The organism is Pseudomonas sp. PsB, assembly GCF_043658375.1.
GTDB classification, from domain to species: domain Bacteria; phylum Pseudomonadota; class Gammaproteobacteria; order Pseudomonadales; family Pseudomonadaceae; genus Aquipseudomonas; species Aquipseudomonas putida_Z.
The window spans coordinates 114,791-133,905 of record NZ_JBIGLU010000008.1 but is presented as its reverse complement, the minus strand read 5'-3'; the positions used below and the strand labels follow the sequence as shown (position 1 = coordinate 133,905).

Sequence of the window (19,115 nt, the reverse complement as noted above, 5' to 3'; positions counted from 1 at the left end):
GTCAGCGGCCCTCGGTTTCCTGCAGCACCGTCATGGCTTCGCGGGGCCAGTGCGCCTGTACCCGTTGCCCGGGTTGCCAGGCCTGTGCCTGCGCCTGCCAGCGGTCGTTGGCCTGGCTCACCGCCAGCAGCTGGCCGCTGTCCAGTTGCAGCTCGTAGCGGGTGGCACTGCCCTGGTACTGGATATCGCGCAGCTGGCCGCTGACCTGGACGTGCTGGCCGGCTGTGGCCGGGTCGCCGAGGCGGATGTGTTCGGGGCGGATGGAGAAGGGCGCCGGGCTGCCATTGAGGGCCATGGCCAGTTCGCCACGCACCACATTGGAGGTGCCGACAAATTCGGCGACGAAGGTGGTGGCCGGTTGCATGTAAAGGTTGCGCGGGGTGTCGACCTGCTCGATACGGCCGCGGTTGAACACTGCGACGCGATCGGACATCGACAGCGCCTCGGTCTGGTCGTGGGTGACGAAGATGAAGGTGATGCCCAGCTGGCGCTGCAGCTTTTTCAGCTCGCCCTGCATCTGTTCGCGCAACCTAAGGTCCAGCGCGCCAAGCGGCTCGTCCAGCAGCAGTACCCGTGGCCGGTTGACCAGCGCGCGGGCCAGGGCCACGCGTTGGCGTTGGCCACCGGACAACTGCACTGGCTTGCGTGCGCCGTAGCCGGCCAGGGCCACCATTGCCAGGGCTTCTTCGGCGCGGCTGTGGCGTTCGGCCTTGGCCACGCCTTTTACCTTCAGGCCGTAGGCGATGTTGTCCAGTACGTTCATGTGCGGGAACAGGGCGTAGTCCTGGAATACGGTGTTGACGTCGCGCTGGTAGGGCGGTACGCCCGCAGCCTCGACACCGTGGATGCGGATCGAACCGCTGCTGGGTTGCTCGAAGCCGGCGATCAGGCGCAGGCAGGTGGTCTTGCCCGAACCAGAGGGGCCGAGCATGGAGAAGAATTCGCCATCGATGATGTCGATGCTGACCTGGTCGACGGCCTTGACCTCGCCGAAGGTGCGGGAAACCTGGGTGAACTGGACGGCTAGGGGCATGCATAGGCTCCGGACAACTGGCTTACTCCTGTGCTGGCCTCTTCGCGGGTGAACCCGCTCCTACAGGTTCATCACCGCCTGTAAGGGTGGTGCTTTACCTGTGGGAGCGGGTTCACCCGCGAAGAGGCCGGCACAGGCATTCAGGTAACCTCAGCGCCCGCCCATGATCGCAATGTAATCCTGGGTCCAGCGGCTATACGGCACGAACTTGCCGCCCTGGGCCTGCGGGGTTTTCCAGAAGGCGATCTTGTCGAAGTTGTCGAAACCGTTGGTCTTGCAGCCCTCGGCCCCCAGCAGCTCGCTGCCGGTGCAGGCCGCCGGCACCGCCGGCAACGAACCGAACCAGGCCGCCACATCACCCTGTACTTTCGGCTGCAGCGACCAGTCCATCCATTTGTAGGCACAGTTGGGGTGCTTGGCCTCGCTGTGCAGCATGGTGGTGTCGGCCCAGCCGGTCGCGCCTTCCTTGGGAATGGTCGAGGCCACGGGCTGCTTCTCGGCCTTGAGGCCATTGACCATGTAGCCCCAGGAGCTGGAGGCAACCACGCCTTCGTTCTTCACGTCGCTCATCTGCACCGTGGCGTCATGCCAGTAGCGGTGGATCAGCGGTTGCTGCTGGCGCAGCAGCTCCAGCACGGCCTTGTACTGCGCTTCGCTCAGCTCGTACGGGTCCTGGATGCCCAGCTCCGGCTTGGCTGCCTTCAGGTACAACGCCGCATCGGCGATGTAGATCGGCCCATCGTAGGCCTGCACGCGGCCCTTGTTCGGCTTGCCGTCGGGCAGGTTCTGCGGCTCGAACAGCACGCCCCAGCTGGTAGGCGCCTGCTTGAACACATCGGTGTTGTACAGCAGCACGTTCGGCCCCCATTGGTAAGGGGTGCCGTAGACCTGCTTGTCGACCACGTACCAGCCACCGTTCTGCAGCCGTGGGTCGATGTTCTTCCAGTTGGGGATCAAGGCGGTGTTGATCGGCTGTACCCGCTTGCCCGCGATCAGCCGCAGCGAGGCATCGCCCGAGGCGGTGACCAGGTCGTAGCCGCCCTTGGTCATCAGGCTGACCATCTCGTCCGAGGTGGCGGCGGTCTTGACGCTGACCTTGCAGCCGGTTTCCTTCTCGAATCCGGTCACCCAGTCGTAGGCCTTGTCGCTTTCACCGCGCTCGATGTAGCCGGGCCAGGCGACGATGTCCAGGCGGCCCTCGCCGGGCCCCAGGGCCTTGGGCGGTTCGGCAGCCTGCAGGCTGGCGTTGGCCAGCACGGCGCAGGCGGTTGCGCCGAGCAATGCGGTCTTGTGCACTGACATGGTGTTCCCTCTTCTTGGAGATTTTGGTCGGGGCAGTCATCAAGCAAGCCGTGAAGCGATCGTCATGAACGTGGTGCGGTTAGCGCGGTATTGGCGATATCGAGTCTAGTTGGCTTTTTGCCAGCCAATGCAACATCCGGAAGCAAATCCCCCCATGGCGATCGGGCGGGCAGGGCTTAACCTGACGGCTCCCTTGGCCAACGTGGAGACCGTTTGATGAATACCCGGGGATTGCTCGACCAGTTGCTCAAGTCCGGCCAGGACTTGCTCGCCAGCCAGGCCGGCAAGGGCAGCTCTGGCAAGCCAGGCGCCAGTGCCGGCGGCCTTGGCAGCCTGCTTTCCGGTGCCGGTGGCGGCGCCCTGGCGGCGGGCGCCATGGGCTTGCTGCTGGGCAACAAGAAGGCCCGCAAATATGGCGGCAAGGCCCTCACCTATGGCGGCCTGGCCGCGCTCGGTGTGCTGGCCTACAAGGCCTACGGCAACTGGCAGGCGCGCCAGCAGGTGGCCGCCACCGAGCCACAGACCGTCGACCGCCTGCCGCCGGCCCAGGCCGAGCTGCACAGCCAGGCGGTACTGCGGGCGCTGGTGGCGGCGGCCAAGTCCGATGGCCATATCGACGAACGCGAGCGTGCGCTGATCGAGGGTGAATTCACCCGCCTGGACAACGACCGCGAGTTGCAGCACTGGCTGCATGCCGAGCTGAACAAGCCGCTGGACCCGGCCGAAGTGGCCCGTGCCGCGCAAACGCCGGAAATGGCCGCCGAGATGTACCTGGCCAGCGTGATGATGGTCGACCAGGAAAACTTCATGGAGCGCGCCTACCTGGACGAACTGGCCCGCCAGCTGCGCCTGGACCCGGCCCTGCGTCAGGAACTGGAAAGCCAGGCAAGGCAGGCGGTAGTGCAGTAGCAGCGCTTGTCACGACATTTTCAGCGTCTGTGAGATCGAGCGCCGCCCGCGCGGCGCTTCGCAGCGCAAGGCTGCTCCTACATCTGTTTCGGGCCAGTAACGCCTGTACCAATGCACGCGACCGCCTTGTTTGTCCGGCATGACATCGGGGTGGACGCCAAGGGGACGCGCGCCTACGGTGCAGGAATGATTGGCCCGAAACAGATGTAGGAGCAGCCTTGCGCTGCGAAGCGCCGCGCGGGCGGCGCTCGATCTCACAGGCGCTGAAAATATCGCGACAAGCACCCGGTAGCTTTTACTCCATTCCCACATTTCAGCCGCATGAGCGCTGGGCGCCTGGGCTATACTTCGGCGATTTTTCCCGCTCGTTGTGAATTCCTGAGGGCTGAATGTGAAGAACTGGACCTTGCGCCAACGGATCCTGGCAAGTTTCGCCGTGATCATCGCCATCATGCTGCTGATGATCGTGGCCGCCTACTCGCAGTTGGTGACCATCGCATCCGCCGAGCAGGCAGTGGGGACCGACAGCATTCCCGGCCTCTACTACAGCTCGATGATCCGCAGTGCCTGGGTCGACAGTTACGTCACCAGCCAGCAGCTGGTGGGGCTGTCCAATCACCGCGAATTCACCTCGGCCGACGCGGAGCTGTTCAAGAGCTTCCAGGACCGCCTGAAAGAGCACATGGCCAGCTACCAGGGCACCATTCAGGATGATGACGACCAGGCGCGCTTCGACGCCTTCATCCAGATGGAAGTTGCCTACCTCAAGATCGTCGACCAGGTGCTGGAAGCCTATCGACAGCGCAACTATGCGGAAGCCCAGCGGTTGATCACCGATGTGCTCACCCCAGCCTGGCTCGAAGGCCGCAAGCACCTGAACGAAGTGATCGAGCACAACCGCGCCTCCGCCGACACCGACACCAACGAGATCGTCGGCGCCGTAAGCACGGCCAAAGGTAGCATGATAGTTTCGCTGCTGCTGGCGATCATCGCCGCCGGTATCTGCGGCCTGTTGCTGATGCGCGCCATCACCGCGCCCATGCAGCGCATTGTCCATGCCCTCGACAAACTGCGCTCGGGCGACCTGAGCATGCGCCTGAGCCTGGACCGCAAGGACGAATTCGGCGCCATCGAAAGCGGCTTCAACGAAATGGCCGAGGCCCTGGCCAACCTGGTGGCCCAGGCCCAGCGTTCGTCGGTGCAGGTGACCACCTCGGTGACCGAAATCGCCGCAACCTCCAAGCAACAGCAGGCCACCGCCACCGAAACGGCCGCCACCACCACCGAAATCGGCGCCACCTCGCGGGAAATCGCCGCCACTTCGCGTGACCTGGTGCGCACCATGACCGAGGTCACCTCGGCCGCCGACCAGGCCTCCAGCCTGGCCGGTTCCGGTCAGCAGGGCCTGGCACGCATGGAAGAAACCATGCACCAGGTGATGGGCGCCGCCGACCTGGTCAACGCCAAGCTGGGCATCCTCAACGAAAAGGCCAGCAACATCACCCAGATGGTGGTGACCATCGTCAAGGTCGCCGACCAGACCAACCTGCTGTCGCTCAACGCTGCCATCGAAGCGGAAAAGGCCGGCGAGTACGGCCGCGGCTTTGCCGTGGTAGCCACCGAAGTGCGCCGCCTGGCCGACCAGACCGCCGTGGCCACCTACGATATCGAGCAGATGGTGCGCGAGATCCAGTCGGCGGTGTCGGCCGGGGTCATGGGCATGGACAAGTTTTCCGAAGAAGTGCGCCGCGGCATGTTCGAAGTGCAGCAGGTGGGCGAACAGCTCAGCCAGATCATCCACCAGGTGCAGGCCCTGGCACGGCGAGTGCTGATGGTCAACGAAGGCATGCAGGCACAGGCCACCGGTGCCGAGCAGATCAACCAGGCGCTGGCCCAGCTCAGCGATGCCAGCACCCAGACGGTCGAATCGCTGCGCCAGGCCAGTTTCGCCATCGATGAGCTGAGCCAGGTGGCCGCTGGCCTGCGTGGCGGCGTGTCGCGCTTCAAAGTCTGACTGCGATGAACGACTTGCAACCGCGCGCCGCGCGGGCGGTCAACGCCAAGGGGGCGTTGTACCTGCAGTTTCGCATCCGGGAGCAACGCTTTGCCCTGAGCGTGCACGAAGTGATCGAGGTGCTGCCGCGCCAGCCGCTCAAGCCGATCGCCAAGGCGCCTGCCTGGGTCGCAGGCATCCTTGCACACCGGGGCCTGCTGGTACCGGTGGTCGACCTGGCGGCATTGAGCTTCGGCCAGCCGGCGGCGCAGCGCACCAGTACCCGCCTGGTGCTGGTGCACTACCGAGGCGGCCTGCAGCTTGGCCTGATCCTGGAGCAGGCCACCGAAACCCTGCGTTGCCACCCCGACGAGTTCCAGCCGTATGGCGTGGACAGCGGTGAAGCCCCGTACCTGGGGCCGGTGCGTCAGGACGAGCAGGGCTTGTTGCAGCGCATCGAAGTCAACGATCTGCTGCCCGATGCCGTGCACGAGTTGCTGTACGCGGATGATCCGACAGGGATGCCGACATGAACGAACAGCATTTTTTCCGCTTCCTGCGCGAACGCATCGGCCTGGACGTGGAGTCGGTGGGCGCGCCCATGGTCGAGCGTGCGCTGCGCCAGCGCTGCGTGGCCGTGAACGCTGCGGACCTGGATGATTACTGGCTGCACCTGCAGCAGTCGATGGATGAGCAACAGGCGCTGATCGAAGCGGTCATCGTCCCGGAAACCTGGTTCTTCCGTTACCCCGAGTCCTTCACCGCCTTGGCCAGCCTGGCGCACAAGCGCCTGGCCGAGCTGGCCGGGGCGCGCCCGCTGCGCCTGCTCAGCCTGCCTTGCTCGACAGGCGAGGAACCCTATTCGCTGGCCATGGCCTTGCTCGATGCCGGTATCGCGCCGGGGGCGTTCATGATCGACGGCATGGACATCAGCCCCAGTTCCGTGGCCAAGGCCGGGCAGGCCGTGTACGGGCGCAATGCCTTCCGTGGCAGCGACCTGGGCTTTCGCGAGCGTTACTTCGATGCCCTCGAAGAAGGCCACCTCCTGCATGAGCGGGTGCGCGAGCAAGTCAGCCTGCAGGTGGGCAACGTGCTCGATCCGGCGCTGGCCAGCCGCGATGGCCTGTACGACTTCGTGTTCTGTCGCAACCTGCTGATCTATTTCGACGTGCCGACCCAACAACGGGTGTTCGAAGTGCTCAAGCGCTTGTTGCACCCACAGGGTGTGCTGTTCATCGGCCCGGCCGAAGGCAGCTTGCTGGCGCGATTGGGCATGCGCCCGCTGGGGATTGCCCAGTCGTTCGCCTACGTGCGCCAGGAGGGTGGCGGCGCTGCGCTGGCTACGCCCCCGGTCCAGCCCTTGCGGCGCACATCGCCAGCACCGGCCAAGCCAGGCTATCCGTTACCGAGCGCAGCGTCGTCACCGCGCCCACTGCGAGTGCTGCCCGTGGCCGTCAAGCCAGCGCCGGCGCGCGAGCACAAGCGCGAGGAGGCAAGCGAGTTGCTGGCCAGCATTGCCCGGCTTGCCAATGCCGGCGCCAGCGAGCAAGCCCGTGCCGAATGCCAGCGCTACCTGGGCCAGTTCGCGCCTTCGGCGCAGGTTTACTACTGGCTGGGGCTGCTCAGCGATACCGAAGGCGATGCGCAGCAGGCACTGACCCACTATCGCAAAGCCCTGTACCTGGAACCGCAGCACCCTGAGGCGCTGGTGCACCTGGCGGCCTTGCTGGCGGCCCAGGGCGACCTTGCCGGTGCCCGGCGCCTGCAGGAGCGCGCCGCACGGGTTGGCAGGGAGTCTGAACGATGAAGGAATCCGCGATGCAATTGCTCGCCGAGGATGACGCGCACATCGACGACTGCTGGAACCGCATTGGCGTGCACGGCGACAAGCAGTGCCCGCTGCTGGAACGTCACGTTCACTGCCGCAACTGCGAGGTATATGCCGCAGCGGCCACACGCCTGCTCGACCGCTACGCGCTGATGCAGGACCACCAGGCTGCCGCGGCGCCACCGGTCGAGGAAAACACCGGCCGCTCCATGCTGCTGTTCCGCCTGGGCGAAGAGTGGCTGGCGCTGGCCACCGCCTGCCTGGCCGAAATTGCCCCGCTGCAGGCGGTGCATTCGCTGCCGCACCAGCGCTCGCGGGTGTTGCAGGGGGTGGCCAACGTGCGCGGTGCGCTGGTGCCGTGCCTGTCACTGGCCGACCTGCTGGGTGTGCAGGCCAGCGCTGCCGAGCAACGTAGCGGCCGGGCGATGCCACGCATGCTGATCCTGGCTGCGGATGGCGGGCCGGTGGTGATGGCGGTCGAGGAAATCGACGGCATTCACCGGCTCGACCCGCTGCTGCTGGGCAGCGGCCAGGACGCCTCCCACTTCACCGCAGCGGTCCTGCAATGGCGTGGCCGCAGCGTGCGGGTGCTGGACGATCAACACTTACTGTCTGCCGTGCAGCGGAGCCTGTCATGACCCCAGAGCAAATGCGCGACGCATCGTTGCTCGAACTGTTCAGCCTGGAGGCCGAGGCGCAGACCCAGGTGCTCAGCGTCGGCCTGATGGCACTGGAGCGTAATCCCACGCAGGCCGACCAGCTCGAGGCTTGCATGCGCGCGGCCCACTCGCTGAAGGGCGCGGCGCGGATTGTCGGGGTGGACGCTGGCGTCAGCGTCGCCCACGTCATGGAGGACTGCCTGGTGGCCGCCCAGGAGGGCCGCCTGCGGCTGAGCGCCGAGCATATCGATACCCTGTTGCAGGGCACCGACCTGTTGATGCGCATCGCCACGCCTGGCGATGCCGGGGCGCAGGCGACCCTGCCGGTGTTCCTTGCGCAAATGGCCAACCTGCTCGACCCGGGGGCGGCAGCCGTGCCCCCCGCGCCGCCAGCCGTGCCAGCGCTGCCGGAAGCGCCGGTGCAAACCGTGCAAACCGAACCTTTGCCGCTGCCTGTCGAACCCTTGGAGCCTGAGCCCGAGCCCGAGCTGGCCCCACGTCGCAAGGCCGGCAAGCGCACTGGCGAAGGTACGGAGCGGGTGCTGCGGGTCACCGCCGATCGCCTCAACAGCCTGCTCGACCTGTCCAGCAAGTCGCTGGTGGAAACCCAGCGGCTCAAGCCTTACCTGGCCACCCTGCAGCGCCTCAAGCGCATGCACGGCCAGGGCATGCAGGCGCTTGATGGCCTGCGCATGCAACTGGAGGACAGTGGCCAGAGCAGCGAGGTGCTCGAAGCCCTGGCACAGACCCAGCGCCTGCTGGCGGAAACCCAGCAGATCCTGCAGCAGCAGGCTGCCGACCTGGACGAGTTCGGCTGGCAGGCCAGCCAGCGCGCACAATTGCTGTACGACACCGCGCTGGCCTGCCGGATGCGGCCGTTTGCCGATGTGCTGACCGGCCAGAGCCGCATGGTGCGCGACCTTGGCCGTTCGCTGGGCAAGCCGGTGCGGCTGCTGGTGGAAGGGGACAAGACCCAGGTCGACCGCGATGTGTTGGAAAAGCTCGAAGCACCGCTGACCCACCTGTTGCGCAATGCGGTCGACCACGGCATCGAGCTGCCCGAGCGGCGCCTGCTGGCGGGCAAGGCGGAGGAGGGGGTGATCCGCCTGCGGGCCTCGCACCAGGCCGGAATGCTCAGCCTGGAACTGATCGACGACGGTGCCGGCATCGACCTCGAGCGCCTGCGCAGCAGCATTGTCGGGCGTGCCCTGTCGCCCGCTGACACAGTGGCGCGGATGAGCGAGCAAGAGTTGCTGACGTTCCTGTTCTTGCCCGGTTTCAGCCTGCGCGACAAGGTCACCGAGGTGTCCGGGCGCGGCGTGGGCCTGGATGCGGTGCAGCACATGATCCGTGAACTGCGCGGTTCGATCGAGCTGACCCAGCTGGCCGGGCAGGGCTGCCGTTTCCACCTGCAGGTGCCACTGACCCTGTCGGTGGTGCGCAGCCTGGTGGTCGAGGTGGGCGGCGAGGCGTATGCCTTCCCGCTCGCCCATATCGAACGCACGCTGGAAGTGAGCGCCGAAGAGATCGTGCAGATCGAGGGGCGCCAGCACTTCTGGCACGAAGGCCGGCACATCGGCCTGGTGGCGGCCAGCCAACTGCTCAACCGCCCGGCCGGGCAAACGCAGGAGAGCAGCCTGCGGGTGGTGGTGATCCGCGAGCGCGAGCAACTGTACGGCGTGGCCGTGGAGCGGCTGGTGGGCGAGCGGGTGCTGGTGGTGATGCCGCTCGACCCACGGCTGGGCAAGGTGCAGGACATTTCTTCCGGCGCCTTGCTCGACGATGGCTCGGTGGTGCTGATCGTCGATGTCGAGGACCTGCTGCGCTCGGTGGAGAAACTGCTCAGCACCGGCAGCCTGGAACGCATCGAGCGCGGCAGCAGCGGCGCCCGTGGCGTGGCGCGCCAGCGCATCCTGGTGGTCGACGATTCGCTGACCGTGCGAGAACTGCAGCGCAAGCTGCTCGGCAACCGTGGCTACGACGTGGCCGTGGCGGTGGATGGCATGGACGGCTGGAACGCCTTGCGTGGCGAAGACTTCGACCTGCTGATCACCGACATCGACATGCCGCGCATGGACGGCATCGAGCTGGTCACCCTGGTGCGCCGCGACCAGCGCCTGCAATCGCTGCCGGTGATGGTGGTGTCCTACAAGGACCGTGAGGAAGACCGACGGCGTGGCCTGGATGCCGGCGCCGACTACTATTTGGCAAAGGCCAGTTTCCATGACGATGCGTTGCTGGATGCTGTAGTTGAGCTGATCGGAGGTGCTCAGGGATGAAGATCGCCATCGTCAACGACATGCCCATGGCCGTGGAGGCGCTGCGCCGGGCGGTCGCCTTGGAGCCGGCGCATGAGGTGGTATGGGTGGCCAGCAATGGCGCCGAGGCGGTGCAGCGCTGCACCGAGCAGCAGCCAGACCTGATCCTCATGGACCTGATCATGCCGGTCATGGATGGCGTCGAGGCCACCCGGCGGATCATGGCCGAAACCCCATGCGCCATCGTCATCGTCACGGTCGACCGCAAGCAGAACGTGCACCGGGTGTTCGAAGCCATGGGCTACGGCGCCCTCGACGTGGTATACACGCCGGCGCTGGGCGCGGGCGATCCCCGTGAAGCGGCGGCGCCACTGCTGCGCAAAATCCTCAATATCGGCTGGCTGATCGGCCAGCAGCGTGCGCCTGCCGCCCGCCCGGTGGCCACGCCGCTGCGCGAGGCTTCCCAGCGCCGCGGCCTGGTGGCGATCGGCTCGTCGGCAGGTGGCCCTGCGGCGCTGGAAGTGTTGCTGCAGGGCCTGCCGGCGGCGTTTCCGGCGGCCATCGTGCTGGTCCAGCATGTGGACCAGGTGTTTGCCGCGGGCATGGCCGAATGGCTCAGCAGCGCTGCCGGGCTGCCGGTGCGCCTGGCCCGGGAAGGCGAGCCGCCGCAGCCGGGGCAGGTGTTGCTGGCAGGCACCAATCACCACATCCGCCTGCTACAGAACGGCCAACTGGCCTACACTGCCGAACCTGTCAATGAAATTTACCGGCCCTCGATCGATGTGTTCTTCGAGAGTGTGGCGCGCTATTGGACCGGCGATGCGGTGGGCGTGTTGCTTACCGGCATGGGCCGCGATGGTGCCCAGGGCCTGAAGCTGATGCGCCAGCAGGGCTTCCTGACCATTGCCCAGGACCAGGCCAGCAGTGCGGTGTACGGGATGCCCAAGGCCGCTGCGGCCATCGATGCCGCAGTGGAAATCCGCCCGCTGGAACGCATAGCCGGGCGCTTGATGGAATTTTTCGCAAAATGACGAAGTGTATTGAATCACGCCGCCAGGCCGGCAGTGATCGGGTGAACAGGTATGAATGATTTACCGATCGAAGGTTTCACGACCCCCAACGAGAACTCGGCGATGGTGCTGCTGGTCGACGACCAGGCCATGATCGGCGAGGCGGTGCGGCGTGGCCTGGCCCATGAAGAGAACATCGACTTCCACTTCTGCGCCGACCCGCACCAGGCGGTGGCCCAGGCCGTGCGCATCAAGCCCACGGTGATTTTGCAGGACCTGATCATGCCTGGCCTGGACGGGCTGACCCTGGTGCGTGAATACCGCAACAACCCGGCGACCCAGGATATCCCGATCATCGTCCTGTCGACCAAGGAAGACCCGCTGGTCAAGAGCGCGGCCTTTGCTGCCGGGGCCAACGATTACCTGGTCAAGCTGCCGGATACCATCGAGCTGGTGGCGCGCATCCGCTATCACTCGCGTTCCTACCTGACCCTGTTGCAGCGCGACGAGGCCTACCGCGCCCTGCGCGTCAGCCAGCAGCAACTGCTCGATACCAACCTGATGCTGCAGCGGCTGATGAACTCCGATGGCCTGACCGGGTTGTCCAACCGCCGCCACTTCGACGAGTACCTGGAACTGGAGTGGCGCCGGGCCATGCGTGAGCAGCAGCAGTTGTCGCTGCTGATGATCGACGTGGACTACTTCAAGGCCTACAACGACAGCTTTGGCCACCTGGCCGGTGACGAGGCCTTGCGCCAGGTGGCCGAGGCGATCCGCGGCTCGTGCTCGCGGCCAACCGACCTGCCGGCGCGCTATGGTGGCGAGGAATTCGTCCTGGTATTGCCCAACACCACGCCGGGCGGGGCACGGCTGGTGGCCGAGAAGCTGCGCCAGACCGTGCTCGGCCTGGGCATCCCGCACACCGCGCCGGTGCCCGACTCGTATCTGACCGTGAGCATTGGCCTGGCCACCCAGACTCCGTCCATCGGCAGCCATAGCCGGCAACTGATCTCGGCTGCGGACAAAGGCCTGTACCAGGCCAAGAATGGTGGGCGCAACCAGGTTGGTATCGCCTGACAGGGCCTGCACCGTACCCTTGTAGGAGCGGCCTTGTGTCGCGATGGGGCGCGCAGCGGCCCCGGAATTCAGCTTCGCAGCAGATACTGCAAGGGGCCGCTGCGCGCCCCATCGCGACACAAGGCCGCTCCTACACGAGTAATTGCGGCCATTCGGGCGCCCGGCGGGTCTGCCGCCCTGCGGCGGACTCGGTTATACTCGCAGGCTTTTCACCGAATTCGTGCGAGTAGCCAGCCCATGGAAATCCAACCGATCCTGAACACCATCAAGGACCTCACCGAGCGTTCCCAGTCCATTCGGGGGTATCTTTGACTACGATCACAAGCATGACCGCCTGATCGAAGTCAACCGCGAGCTGGAAGACCCCAACGTCTGGAACAAGCCCGAGTACGCCCAGGCCCTGGGCCGCGAGCGTGCCATGCTGGCACAGGTCGTCGAGACCCTGGACAAGCTGTCCGGTGGCCTGGCCGACTGCCAGGACCTGCTCGACATGGCCGTCGAGGAAAATGACGAAGGCGCCGTCGGCGACGTCGTGACCGAACTGGAAGGCCTGGAAGAAAAACTGGCCCAGCTCGAGTTCCGTCGCATGTTCAGCGGCGAGATGGACATGAACAACGCCTACCTGGACATCCAGGCCGGCTCCGGTGGTACCGAGGCGCAGGACTGGGCCAACATCCTGCTGCGCATGTACCTGCGCTGGGCCGACAAGCGTGGTTTCGATGCCACCATCATCGAGCTTTCCGAAGGTGAAGTCGCCGGCATCAAGGGCGCCACCGTGCATATCAAGGGCGAGTACGCCTTCGGCTGGCTGCGCACCGAGATCGGCGTGCACCGCCTGGTACGCAAGAGCCCGTTCGACTCAGGTGCCCGTCGCCACACCTCGTTCTCGGCGGTGTTCGTGTCGCCCGAGATCGACGACAAGGTCGAGATCGAGATCAACCCGGCCGACCTGCGTATCGACACCTACCGTTCCTCCGGTGCCGGTGGTCAGCACGTGAACACCACCGACTCGGCGGTGCGTATTACCCACGTACCGACCAACACCGTGGTGGCCTGCCAGAACGAACGCTCCCAGCACGCCAACAAGGACACCGCCATGAAAATGCTGCGGGCCAAGTTGTACGAGCTGGAAATGCAGAAGCGCAACGCCGCCTCGCAGGCGCTGGAAGACAGCAAGTCGGACATCGGCTGGGGCCACCAGATCCGCTCCTACGTGCTGGATGACTCGCGTATCAAGGACCTGCGTACCGGTGTCGAGCGCAGCGACTGCCAGAAGGTGCTGGACGGCGACCTCGACCAGTACCTGGAAGCGAGCCTCAAGCAGGGGCTGTAAACCGCACACAACCGCCGCGGTACCTGGCCTGGGGCCGGTATCGCGTGCCCTGCCCGAAAGGGGCACCGAACACCTGATGGAAAGAATGACGAAATGAGCGACCTCAAGACCGAAGCGCAAGACCTGCAACAGGAAGAAAACGCCCTGATCGCCCTGCGCAAGGAAAAGCTTGCCGCCGAGCGCGCCAAAGGCAATGCCTTCCCCAATGACTTCCGTCGCGACAGCTACTGCAACGACCTGCAGAAGCAGTATGCGGACAAGACCAAGGAAGAACTGGAAGCTGCAGCGATTCCGGTCAAGGTTGCCGGCCGCATCATGCTCAACCGCGGCTCGTTCATGGTCATTCAGGACATGACTGGCCGTATCCAGGTCTACGTCAACCGCAAGACCCTGCCGGAAGAAACCCTGGCCGCGGTCAAGACCTGGGACCTGGGCGACATCATCAGCGCCGAAGGCACCCTGGCCCGTTCCGGCAAGGGCGACCTGTACGTCGAAATGACCAACGTGCGCCTGCTGACCAAGTCGCTGCGCCCGCTGCCCGACAAGCACCACGGCCTGACCGACACCGAGCAGCGCTACCGCCAGCGTTACGTCGACCTGATGGTCAATGAAGAAACCCGCCACACCTTCCGTGTGCGTTCGCAGGTGATCTCGCACATTCGCAAGTTCCTCATCGAGCGCGACTTCCTCGAAGTCGAGACGCCGATGCTGCAAACCATCCCGGGTGGTGCTGCGGCCAAGCCGTTCGAAACCCACCACAACGCCCTGGACATGGCCATGTTCCTGCGTATCGCGCCGGAGCTGTACCTCAAGCGCCTGGTGGTTGGTGGCTTCGAGAAGGTGTTCGAGATCAACCGCAACTTCCGTAACGAAGGCGTTTCGACTCGTCACAACCCTGAATTCACCATGCTCGAGTTCTACCAGGCCTACGCCGACTACCGCGACAACATGGACCTCACCGAGGAACTGTTCCGCGAGCTGGCGCAGCTGGTACTGGGCACTACCGACGTGCCGTACGGCGACAAGGTGTTCCACTTCGGCGAGCCGTTCGCCCGCCTGTCGGTATTCGACTCGATCCTCAAGTACAACCCGGAGCTGACCGCTGCCGACCTGCAGGACGTCGACCGCGCCCGCGACATCGCCAAAAAGGCCGGCGCCAAGGTGCTGGGCCACGAAGGCCTGGGCAAGCTGCAGGTGATGATTTTCGAAGAGCTGGTCGAGCACAAGCTGGAGCAGCCGCACTTCATTACCGAGTACCCGTTCGAAGTGTCGCCGCTGGCCCGTCGCAACGACGACAACCCGGCTGTTACCGACCGTTTCGAGCTGTTCATCGGTGGCCGCGAGATCGCCAACGCCTACTCCGAGCTCAACGATGCCGAAGACCAGGCCGAGCGCTTCCTGGCCCAGGTGGCCGAGAAGGACGCTGGTGACGACGAAGCCATGCACTACGACGCCGACTTCGTTCGCGCCCTGGAGTACGGCATGCCGCCGACTGCAGGTGAAGGCATCGGCATCGACCGCCTGGTGATGCTGCTGACCAACTCGCCGTCGATCCGCGACGTGATCCTGTTCCCGCACATGCGTCCGCAGGCCTGAGTGAATTGAATGAGCCGCCTTTCGAGGCGGCTTTTTCTTGCCCGTACACTTGAATTGCCTGTACCGGCCCTTTCGCGGCTAAAGCCGCTCCCACAGGGACCCCACTACCCTCAGGCTGGTGCGGTCCCTGTGGGAGCGGCTTTAGCCGCGAAGAGGCCGGCACTGACGAAACACTGTCCATGAGGTACACCCCGTGACACCCGCAATGCCTCACCAGGGCGCCGCCGGCATCGCCACCGCCGTCGCCGAAAGCGTGCAATACCAAGGCCGCAAGACTGCCCGCCAGGGCAGCGAGCAGCGTCGCCAACTGATCCTCGACGCCGCCATGCGCATTGTCGTGCGCGATGGCGTACGCGGTGTGCGCCATCGCGCCGTCGCCGCCGAGGCCGGTGTGCCATTGTCGGCCACCACCTACTACTTCAAGGATATCGAGGACCTGCTCACCGATACCTTTGCCCAGTACGTCGAACGCAGCGCCGCCTACATGGCCAAGCTGTGGGCCAATACCGAGGTGGTGTTGCGCCAGTTGCTGGCCGAGGGTGACGGCAGCCCGCAGGCGCGGGCACGCCTGGCTGACGAGGTAGCGCGCATGACAGCCGACTACGTACAGCGGCAACTGTTGAACCGCCGCGACTTCCTGATGGCCGAGCAGGCCTTCCGCCAGGAGGCGCTGCTTTGCCCGCGCCTGGCTCAACTGGTGTGCGCCCATGAACAGATCCTGCTGCATGGCACCCGCCAATTGCTGCAGGTGGTGGGCTCGCAGCAACCGGAACAGGACGCCCAAATGTTGACGGCGATTATCGAGCAGATGGAATATCAGGGCCTGCTCAAGGATGCGAACGCGCAAGCCGATGGGCAGATGCTCGCTATGCTTAGCCGATACCTGCAGCTGGTGCTGGCATCGGCCTGAGCCGAGACCGACTTTTCAAGGAGAACCTGATGAAAGCCTGGCGTGTGGTGTTGTTGACTTTGTCATTCCTGCTGCTGGGCGGTTGTCTGGTGACCTTCCACGAGCCCTTGCCGAGCAACCAGGCGGCGCCCAAGGCCCTGCTGGGCAAGTGGAGCAGCAAGGACGCCTGGGGCGAGCCGCTGAAGCTGGTGATCAGCCGTAGCGGCGGCGATGCCTACAAGGCAGTGGCCACGGCCAAGGGCAAGGCCCCCGAGGAATACGTGTTCACCGTGTCGCGCCACGGCAACCGCTGGTACCTGTCGGCTGGCGTGCCGAAGCGCCTGGGTGGCAACTTCCTGATCGGCGGTTTCGATATCGTCGATGGCAAGGAACTGGTGGTCTACAACCTGGATGTCGAGCAGGTGCAGCAGGCGGTGGACAAGAAGGAGCTGACCGGGCGCAGCACCGAGGTGCCGGAGGACAACGGCGACGGCGTGCTGATCGACAGCCCGTCGGCGCGGGTGCTGGCGTACCTGGACGACCCGGCCAACTCCGACCTGTTCGTTGAAGTGGCGCGGTTCCAGCGTTCCGGCAAATGACCGCGCTGGCTTCTTCGCGGCTGAAGCCGCTCCCACAGGGATTGCAGTACCTGTAGGAGCGGCTTTAGCCGCGAAGAGGGCGGTTCAGGCAATGCAAGGCTTGGCACTTTGTTCCAATAAGGAGTCCCCCGGTGGACGAATACCAGCAAACCATCCGTGCCCTGTCCGACCGCATCGTCGCGGCCCAGACCCCGATCCGGGTGCTGGACGCGGTGAAGTGGGACGACAACATCCGCCAGGGCTTCCTCAAGGCCAAGGGCAAGGAGCCGCCGGCCGTCGACCGTGCCTACTACCAGTCGCGCCCGCTGGCGTTCGACTCCAGCGCGGTCAAGGCCGAGTTCCAGGGCATCGAGCGCGACATCATTCGCCAGCTCGGCCAGTTCAACCCGGTCGGGCAGATCATGAAGCGCATGTGCCGCGAATACCGCATGGTGGTGCGCATGCTCGAAGCGCGCGGCACCGAGGATTTCGGGCTGATCTCCCAGGAACTGTACGGCGCTGCCTCGGATGCCTTCCACGCTGGTGATCCGACCTTGGCCGACCTCGGCCTGATGCTGTCGGACTACCTGAACAACATCGATGGCCGTGGCGACCTCAAGGACGAACCGAAGAACCTCACGGCCAAGGAGGCCGTGGAAATCCTCCAGCACCGGCTGAACAAGGTGTTCGGCGAGGCCGAGGAGACCATCCGTGTGTTCGAGTCCGACGGCATCGTCGCCGATGCCGCGGCCGGGGCCGACTACATCAAGGTGCGTGCCGACGCCATGTTCAACGCCCGTGACGTGCGCGCCCTGGAGGTGCACGAAGGGCTGGTGCATGTTGGCACCACGCTCAACGGCCTGAACCAGCCGATCTGTACCTTCCTGGCCAAGGGCCCGCCCTCGTCGACGGTGACCCAGGAAGGCCTGGCCATCCTCATGGAGGTGATCGCCTTCGCCTCCTACCCCAGCCGCCTGCGCAAGCTCACCAATCGCACCCGCGCCATCCACATGGTCGAGGAGGGTGCCGATTTCATGCAGATCTACAACTTCTTCCGCGAGCAGGGGTTCGAGATGGCGCAGAGCTACAGCAACGCCAGCCGGGTGTTCCGTGGGTCGGTGCCCAATGGCCTGCCATTTACCAAGGACTTGTCCTACCTCAAAGGCTTCATCATGGTTTACAACTACATTCAGTTGGCCGTGAAGAAGGGCAAGCTCGAACAGATCCCGTTGCTGTTCTGTGGCAAGACCACCCTGGAAGACATGCGTACCCTGCGACAGCTGGTAGAGGAAGGCCTGGTCGAGCCGCCCAAGTACCTGCCCGAGCAGTTCCGCGACCTCAATGCGCTGTCGGCCTGGATGTGCTTCTCCAACTTCCTCAACCACCTGAGCCTGGACCGCATTGAAGCCGACTACGCGAACATTCTCTGAGTGCTGCCGCCTGCTGGCCCTGGGTTTGATCCTGCTGGGCCTGGGCGGTTGCAGCAGCCTGCTGTTCTATCCCGAGCGCGGCCAGCCGTTCACGCCCGAGCGGGCCAAGCTCGAGTACCGCGATGTCACCCTGACCACTGCTGATGGCATCCGCCTGCACGGCTGGTGGTTGCCGGCCAAGGCCGGGGTCGAGGTCAAGGGCACGGTGCTGCACCTGCATGGCAATGGCGGCAACCTGCCTGGGCACCTGGGCGGCAGCTACTGGCTGCCGGAACAGGGCTACCAGGTGTTGATGATCGATTACCGCGGCTATGGCCTGTCCCAGGGCGAGCCGAGCCTGCCCGAGGTGTACCAGGACATCGCCGCGGCCATGGCCTGGCTGGAGCAGGCCCCCGAGGTCAAGGGCAAGCCGCTGGTACTGCTGGGGCAGAGCCTTGGCGGGGCCATGGCCATTCACTACCTGGCGGCCCACCCGGAGCAGCGCCAGCGTTTCAGTGCCCTGGTGTTCGACGGTGTGCCGGCCAGTTACCGTGCGGTCGGGCGCTTTGCCCTCAGCACCTCGTGGATGACCTGGCCGCTGCAGGTGCCGCTGTCGTGGCTGGTGCCGGACGGCGACAGCGCGATCCGCTCGATCGAGCAGCTGAGCAGCCCGCCCAAGCTGTTCTTCCACAGCATCGACGACACCCTGGTGCCGATGGACAATGGCATCCGCCTGTACCAGCACGCGCCAGCGCCGCGGGTGCTGCAGCTGACCCGTGGTGGCCACGTGCAGACCTTCGCCGACCGGACCTGGCGCCAGGTGATGCTGCGTTTCCTCGACGACCCCAGCCATTTCAACGGCCTGCGGCGGCTGGCCGAAGTACCCAATTACCCTGACGAGAAGAACAAGCAATGAGTGAAGAACGCAACGCCATCCCGCTGATCCTGACCGGTGTCGGCAGCATCATCGTGACGGTGGGGGCCTTGTGGTACTACGGTTACCTGCATTTTGCCAAGCCCGAGGATGCCCTGTTGTTGCAGGACTTCACCATGCTCAAGACCATCCCCGGCGAGGACTACAAGGTCTCGCTGGACCCGGCGGCACAAGTGGCCCAATGCGTCGATGGCGTGCTGGTGCTGTTCGACACCCAGCAGAAAGGCCTGACCGGGGTGCTGGTGGACAACCGCAAGCGCGCGGTGCGTTGCATGGGCGAGGAAACCCCGCAGCAGGTGCAGTGAGC

At 65.1% G+C, this 19,115-nt stretch carries 17 protein-coding genes; 15 read left to right on the top strand and 2 right to left on the bottom strand.

Annotated elements, in window-relative coordinates; translation table 11 throughout:
- Position 1 precedes the first annotated feature (1 nt).
- Together ACGLHT_RS13035 and ydcS are read right to left on the bottom strand one after the other, a co-directional pair.
- The gene (locus tag ACGLHT_RS13035) at positions 2 to 1,033 is read right to left on the bottom strand and encodes an ABC transporter ATP-binding protein (RefSeq protein WP_274119693.1); all 1,032 of its coding nucleotides are present in this window, start codon (positions 1,031 to 1,033) and stop codon (positions 2 to 4) included.
- Positions 1,034 to 1,183: 150 nt separating this feature from the next.
- Positions 1,184 to 2,335 (bottom strand): putative ABC transporter substrate-binding protein YdcS, encoded by a 1,152-nt coding sequence (ydcS, locus tag ACGLHT_RS13030; protein ID WP_274119692.1) that lies wholly within the window; start codon positions 2,333 to 2,335, stop codon positions 1,184 to 1,186.
- A 216-nt stretch (positions 2,336 to 2,551) separates the two neighbouring features.
- Between ydcS and ACGLHT_RS13025 the strand changes: the two genes are divergently transcribed.
- From ACGLHT_RS13025 to ACGLHT_RS12955, 15 genes are all read left to right on the top strand, one after another.
- Positions 2,552 to 3,244, top strand: coding sequence for a tellurite resistance TerB family protein (locus tag ACGLHT_RS13025; RefSeq protein ID WP_039612799.1), 693 nt, complete (start codon positions 2,552 to 2,554; stop codon positions 3,242 to 3,244).
- A 391-nt stretch (positions 3,245 to 3,635) separates the two neighbouring features.
- On the top strand, positions 3,636 to 5,258 hold the full coding sequence (locus tag ACGLHT_RS13020) for a methyl-accepting chemotaxis protein (RefSeq protein ID WP_394519457.1): 1,623 nt from the start codon (positions 3,636 to 3,638) through the stop codon (positions 5,256 to 5,258).
- 5 nt (positions 5,259 to 5,263) lie between these two features.
- Positions 5,264 to 5,770, top strand: a complete 507-nt coding sequence (locus ACGLHT_RS13015; RefSeq protein ID WP_025337931.1) for a chemotaxis protein CheW — start codon at positions 5,264 to 5,266, stop codon at positions 5,768 to 5,770.
- Positions 5,767 to 7,044, top strand: coding sequence for a protein-glutamate O-methyltransferase CheR (locus ACGLHT_RS13010; protein ID WP_274079226.1), 1,278 nt, complete (start codon positions 5,767 to 5,769; stop codon positions 7,042 to 7,044). The genes ACGLHT_RS13015 and ACGLHT_RS13010 overlap by 4 nt, the downstream gene beginning before the upstream one ends.
- Entirely contained in the window at positions 7,041 to 7,703 is a 663-nt protein-coding gene (locus ACGLHT_RS13005; protein WP_137163114.1) for a chemotaxis protein CheW, read from the top strand. The genes ACGLHT_RS13010 and ACGLHT_RS13005 overlap by 4 nt, the downstream gene beginning before the upstream one ends.
- The gene (locus ACGLHT_RS13000; RefSeq protein WP_274119691.1) at positions 7,700 to 10,003 is read left to right on the top strand and encodes a hybrid sensor histidine kinase/response regulator; all 2,304 of its coding nucleotides are present in this window, start codon (positions 7,700 to 7,702) and stop codon (positions 10,001 to 10,003) included. The genes ACGLHT_RS13005 and ACGLHT_RS13000 overlap by 4 nt, the downstream gene beginning before the upstream one ends.
- A complete protein-coding gene (gene wspF, locus ACGLHT_RS12995; protein WP_394519453.1) occupies positions 10,000 to 11,013 on the top strand; it encodes a Wsp signal transduction system protein-glutamate methylesterase WspF in 1,014 nt (337 codons plus the stop codon). Before ACGLHT_RS13000 ends, wspF begins: the two co-directional genes overlap by 4 nt.
- Before the next feature lie 51 nt (positions 11,014 to 11,064).
- Positions 11,065 to 12,069, top strand: coding sequence for a Wsp signal transduction system regulator diguanylate cyclase WspR (gene wspR, locus ACGLHT_RS12990; protein ID WP_085618259.1), 1,005 nt, complete (start codon positions 11,065 to 11,067; stop codon positions 12,067 to 12,069).
- 237 nt (positions 12,070 to 12,306) lie between these two features.
- Positions 12,307 to 13,402 (top strand): peptide chain release factor 2 gene (gene prfB, locus ACGLHT_RS12985; RefSeq protein WP_108480361.1). Its coding sequence is split into 2 segments (ribosomal slippage): positions 12,307 to 12,378 and positions 12,380 to 13,402, totalling 1,095 coding nucleotides; the frame shifts between segments, so codons are not numbered across the junction.
- A gap of 93 nt (positions 13,403 to 13,495) precedes the next feature.
- Positions 13,496 to 14,998 carry a lysine--tRNA ligase gene (gene lysS, locus ACGLHT_RS12980; RefSeq protein ID WP_013971217.1) on the top strand — a complete coding sequence of 501 codons (1,503 nt, stop codon included), beginning with the start codon at positions 13,496 to 13,498 and terminating at the stop codon, positions 14,996 to 14,998.
- Between the two features lie 205 nt (positions 14,999 to 15,203).
- Complete coding sequence (locus tag ACGLHT_RS12975; RefSeq protein ID WP_025337938.1) at positions 15,204 to 15,908, top strand: TetR/AcrR family transcriptional regulator; 705 nt, start codon at positions 15,204 to 15,206, stop codon at positions 15,906 to 15,908.
- Positions 15,909 to 15,937: 29 nt separating this feature from the next.
- On the top strand, positions 15,938 to 16,486 hold the full coding sequence (locus ACGLHT_RS12970; RefSeq protein WP_003258915.1) for a hypothetical protein: 549 nt from the start codon (positions 15,938 to 15,940) through the stop codon (positions 16,484 to 16,486).
- 131 nt (positions 16,487 to 16,617) lie between these two features.
- A complete protein-coding gene (locus tag ACGLHT_RS12965; protein ID WP_025337939.1) occupies positions 16,618 to 17,895 on the top strand; it encodes a flavohemoglobin expression-modulating QEGLA motif protein in 1,278 nt (425 codons plus the stop codon).
- Entirely contained in the window at positions 17,867 to 18,790 is a 924-nt protein-coding gene (locus tag ACGLHT_RS12960) for an alpha/beta hydrolase (RefSeq protein ID WP_137163117.1), read from the top strand. The genes ACGLHT_RS12965 and ACGLHT_RS12960 overlap by 29 nt, the downstream gene beginning before the upstream one ends.
- Positions 18,787 to 19,113: a hypothetical protein gene (locus ACGLHT_RS12955; RefSeq protein WP_137163118.1), complete on the top strand. Its 327-nt coding sequence runs from the start codon at positions 18,787 to 18,789 to the stop codon at positions 19,111 to 19,113. The genes ACGLHT_RS12960 and ACGLHT_RS12955 overlap by 4 nt, the downstream gene beginning before the upstream one ends.
- Positions 19,114 to 19,115: the final 2 nt, after the last annotated feature.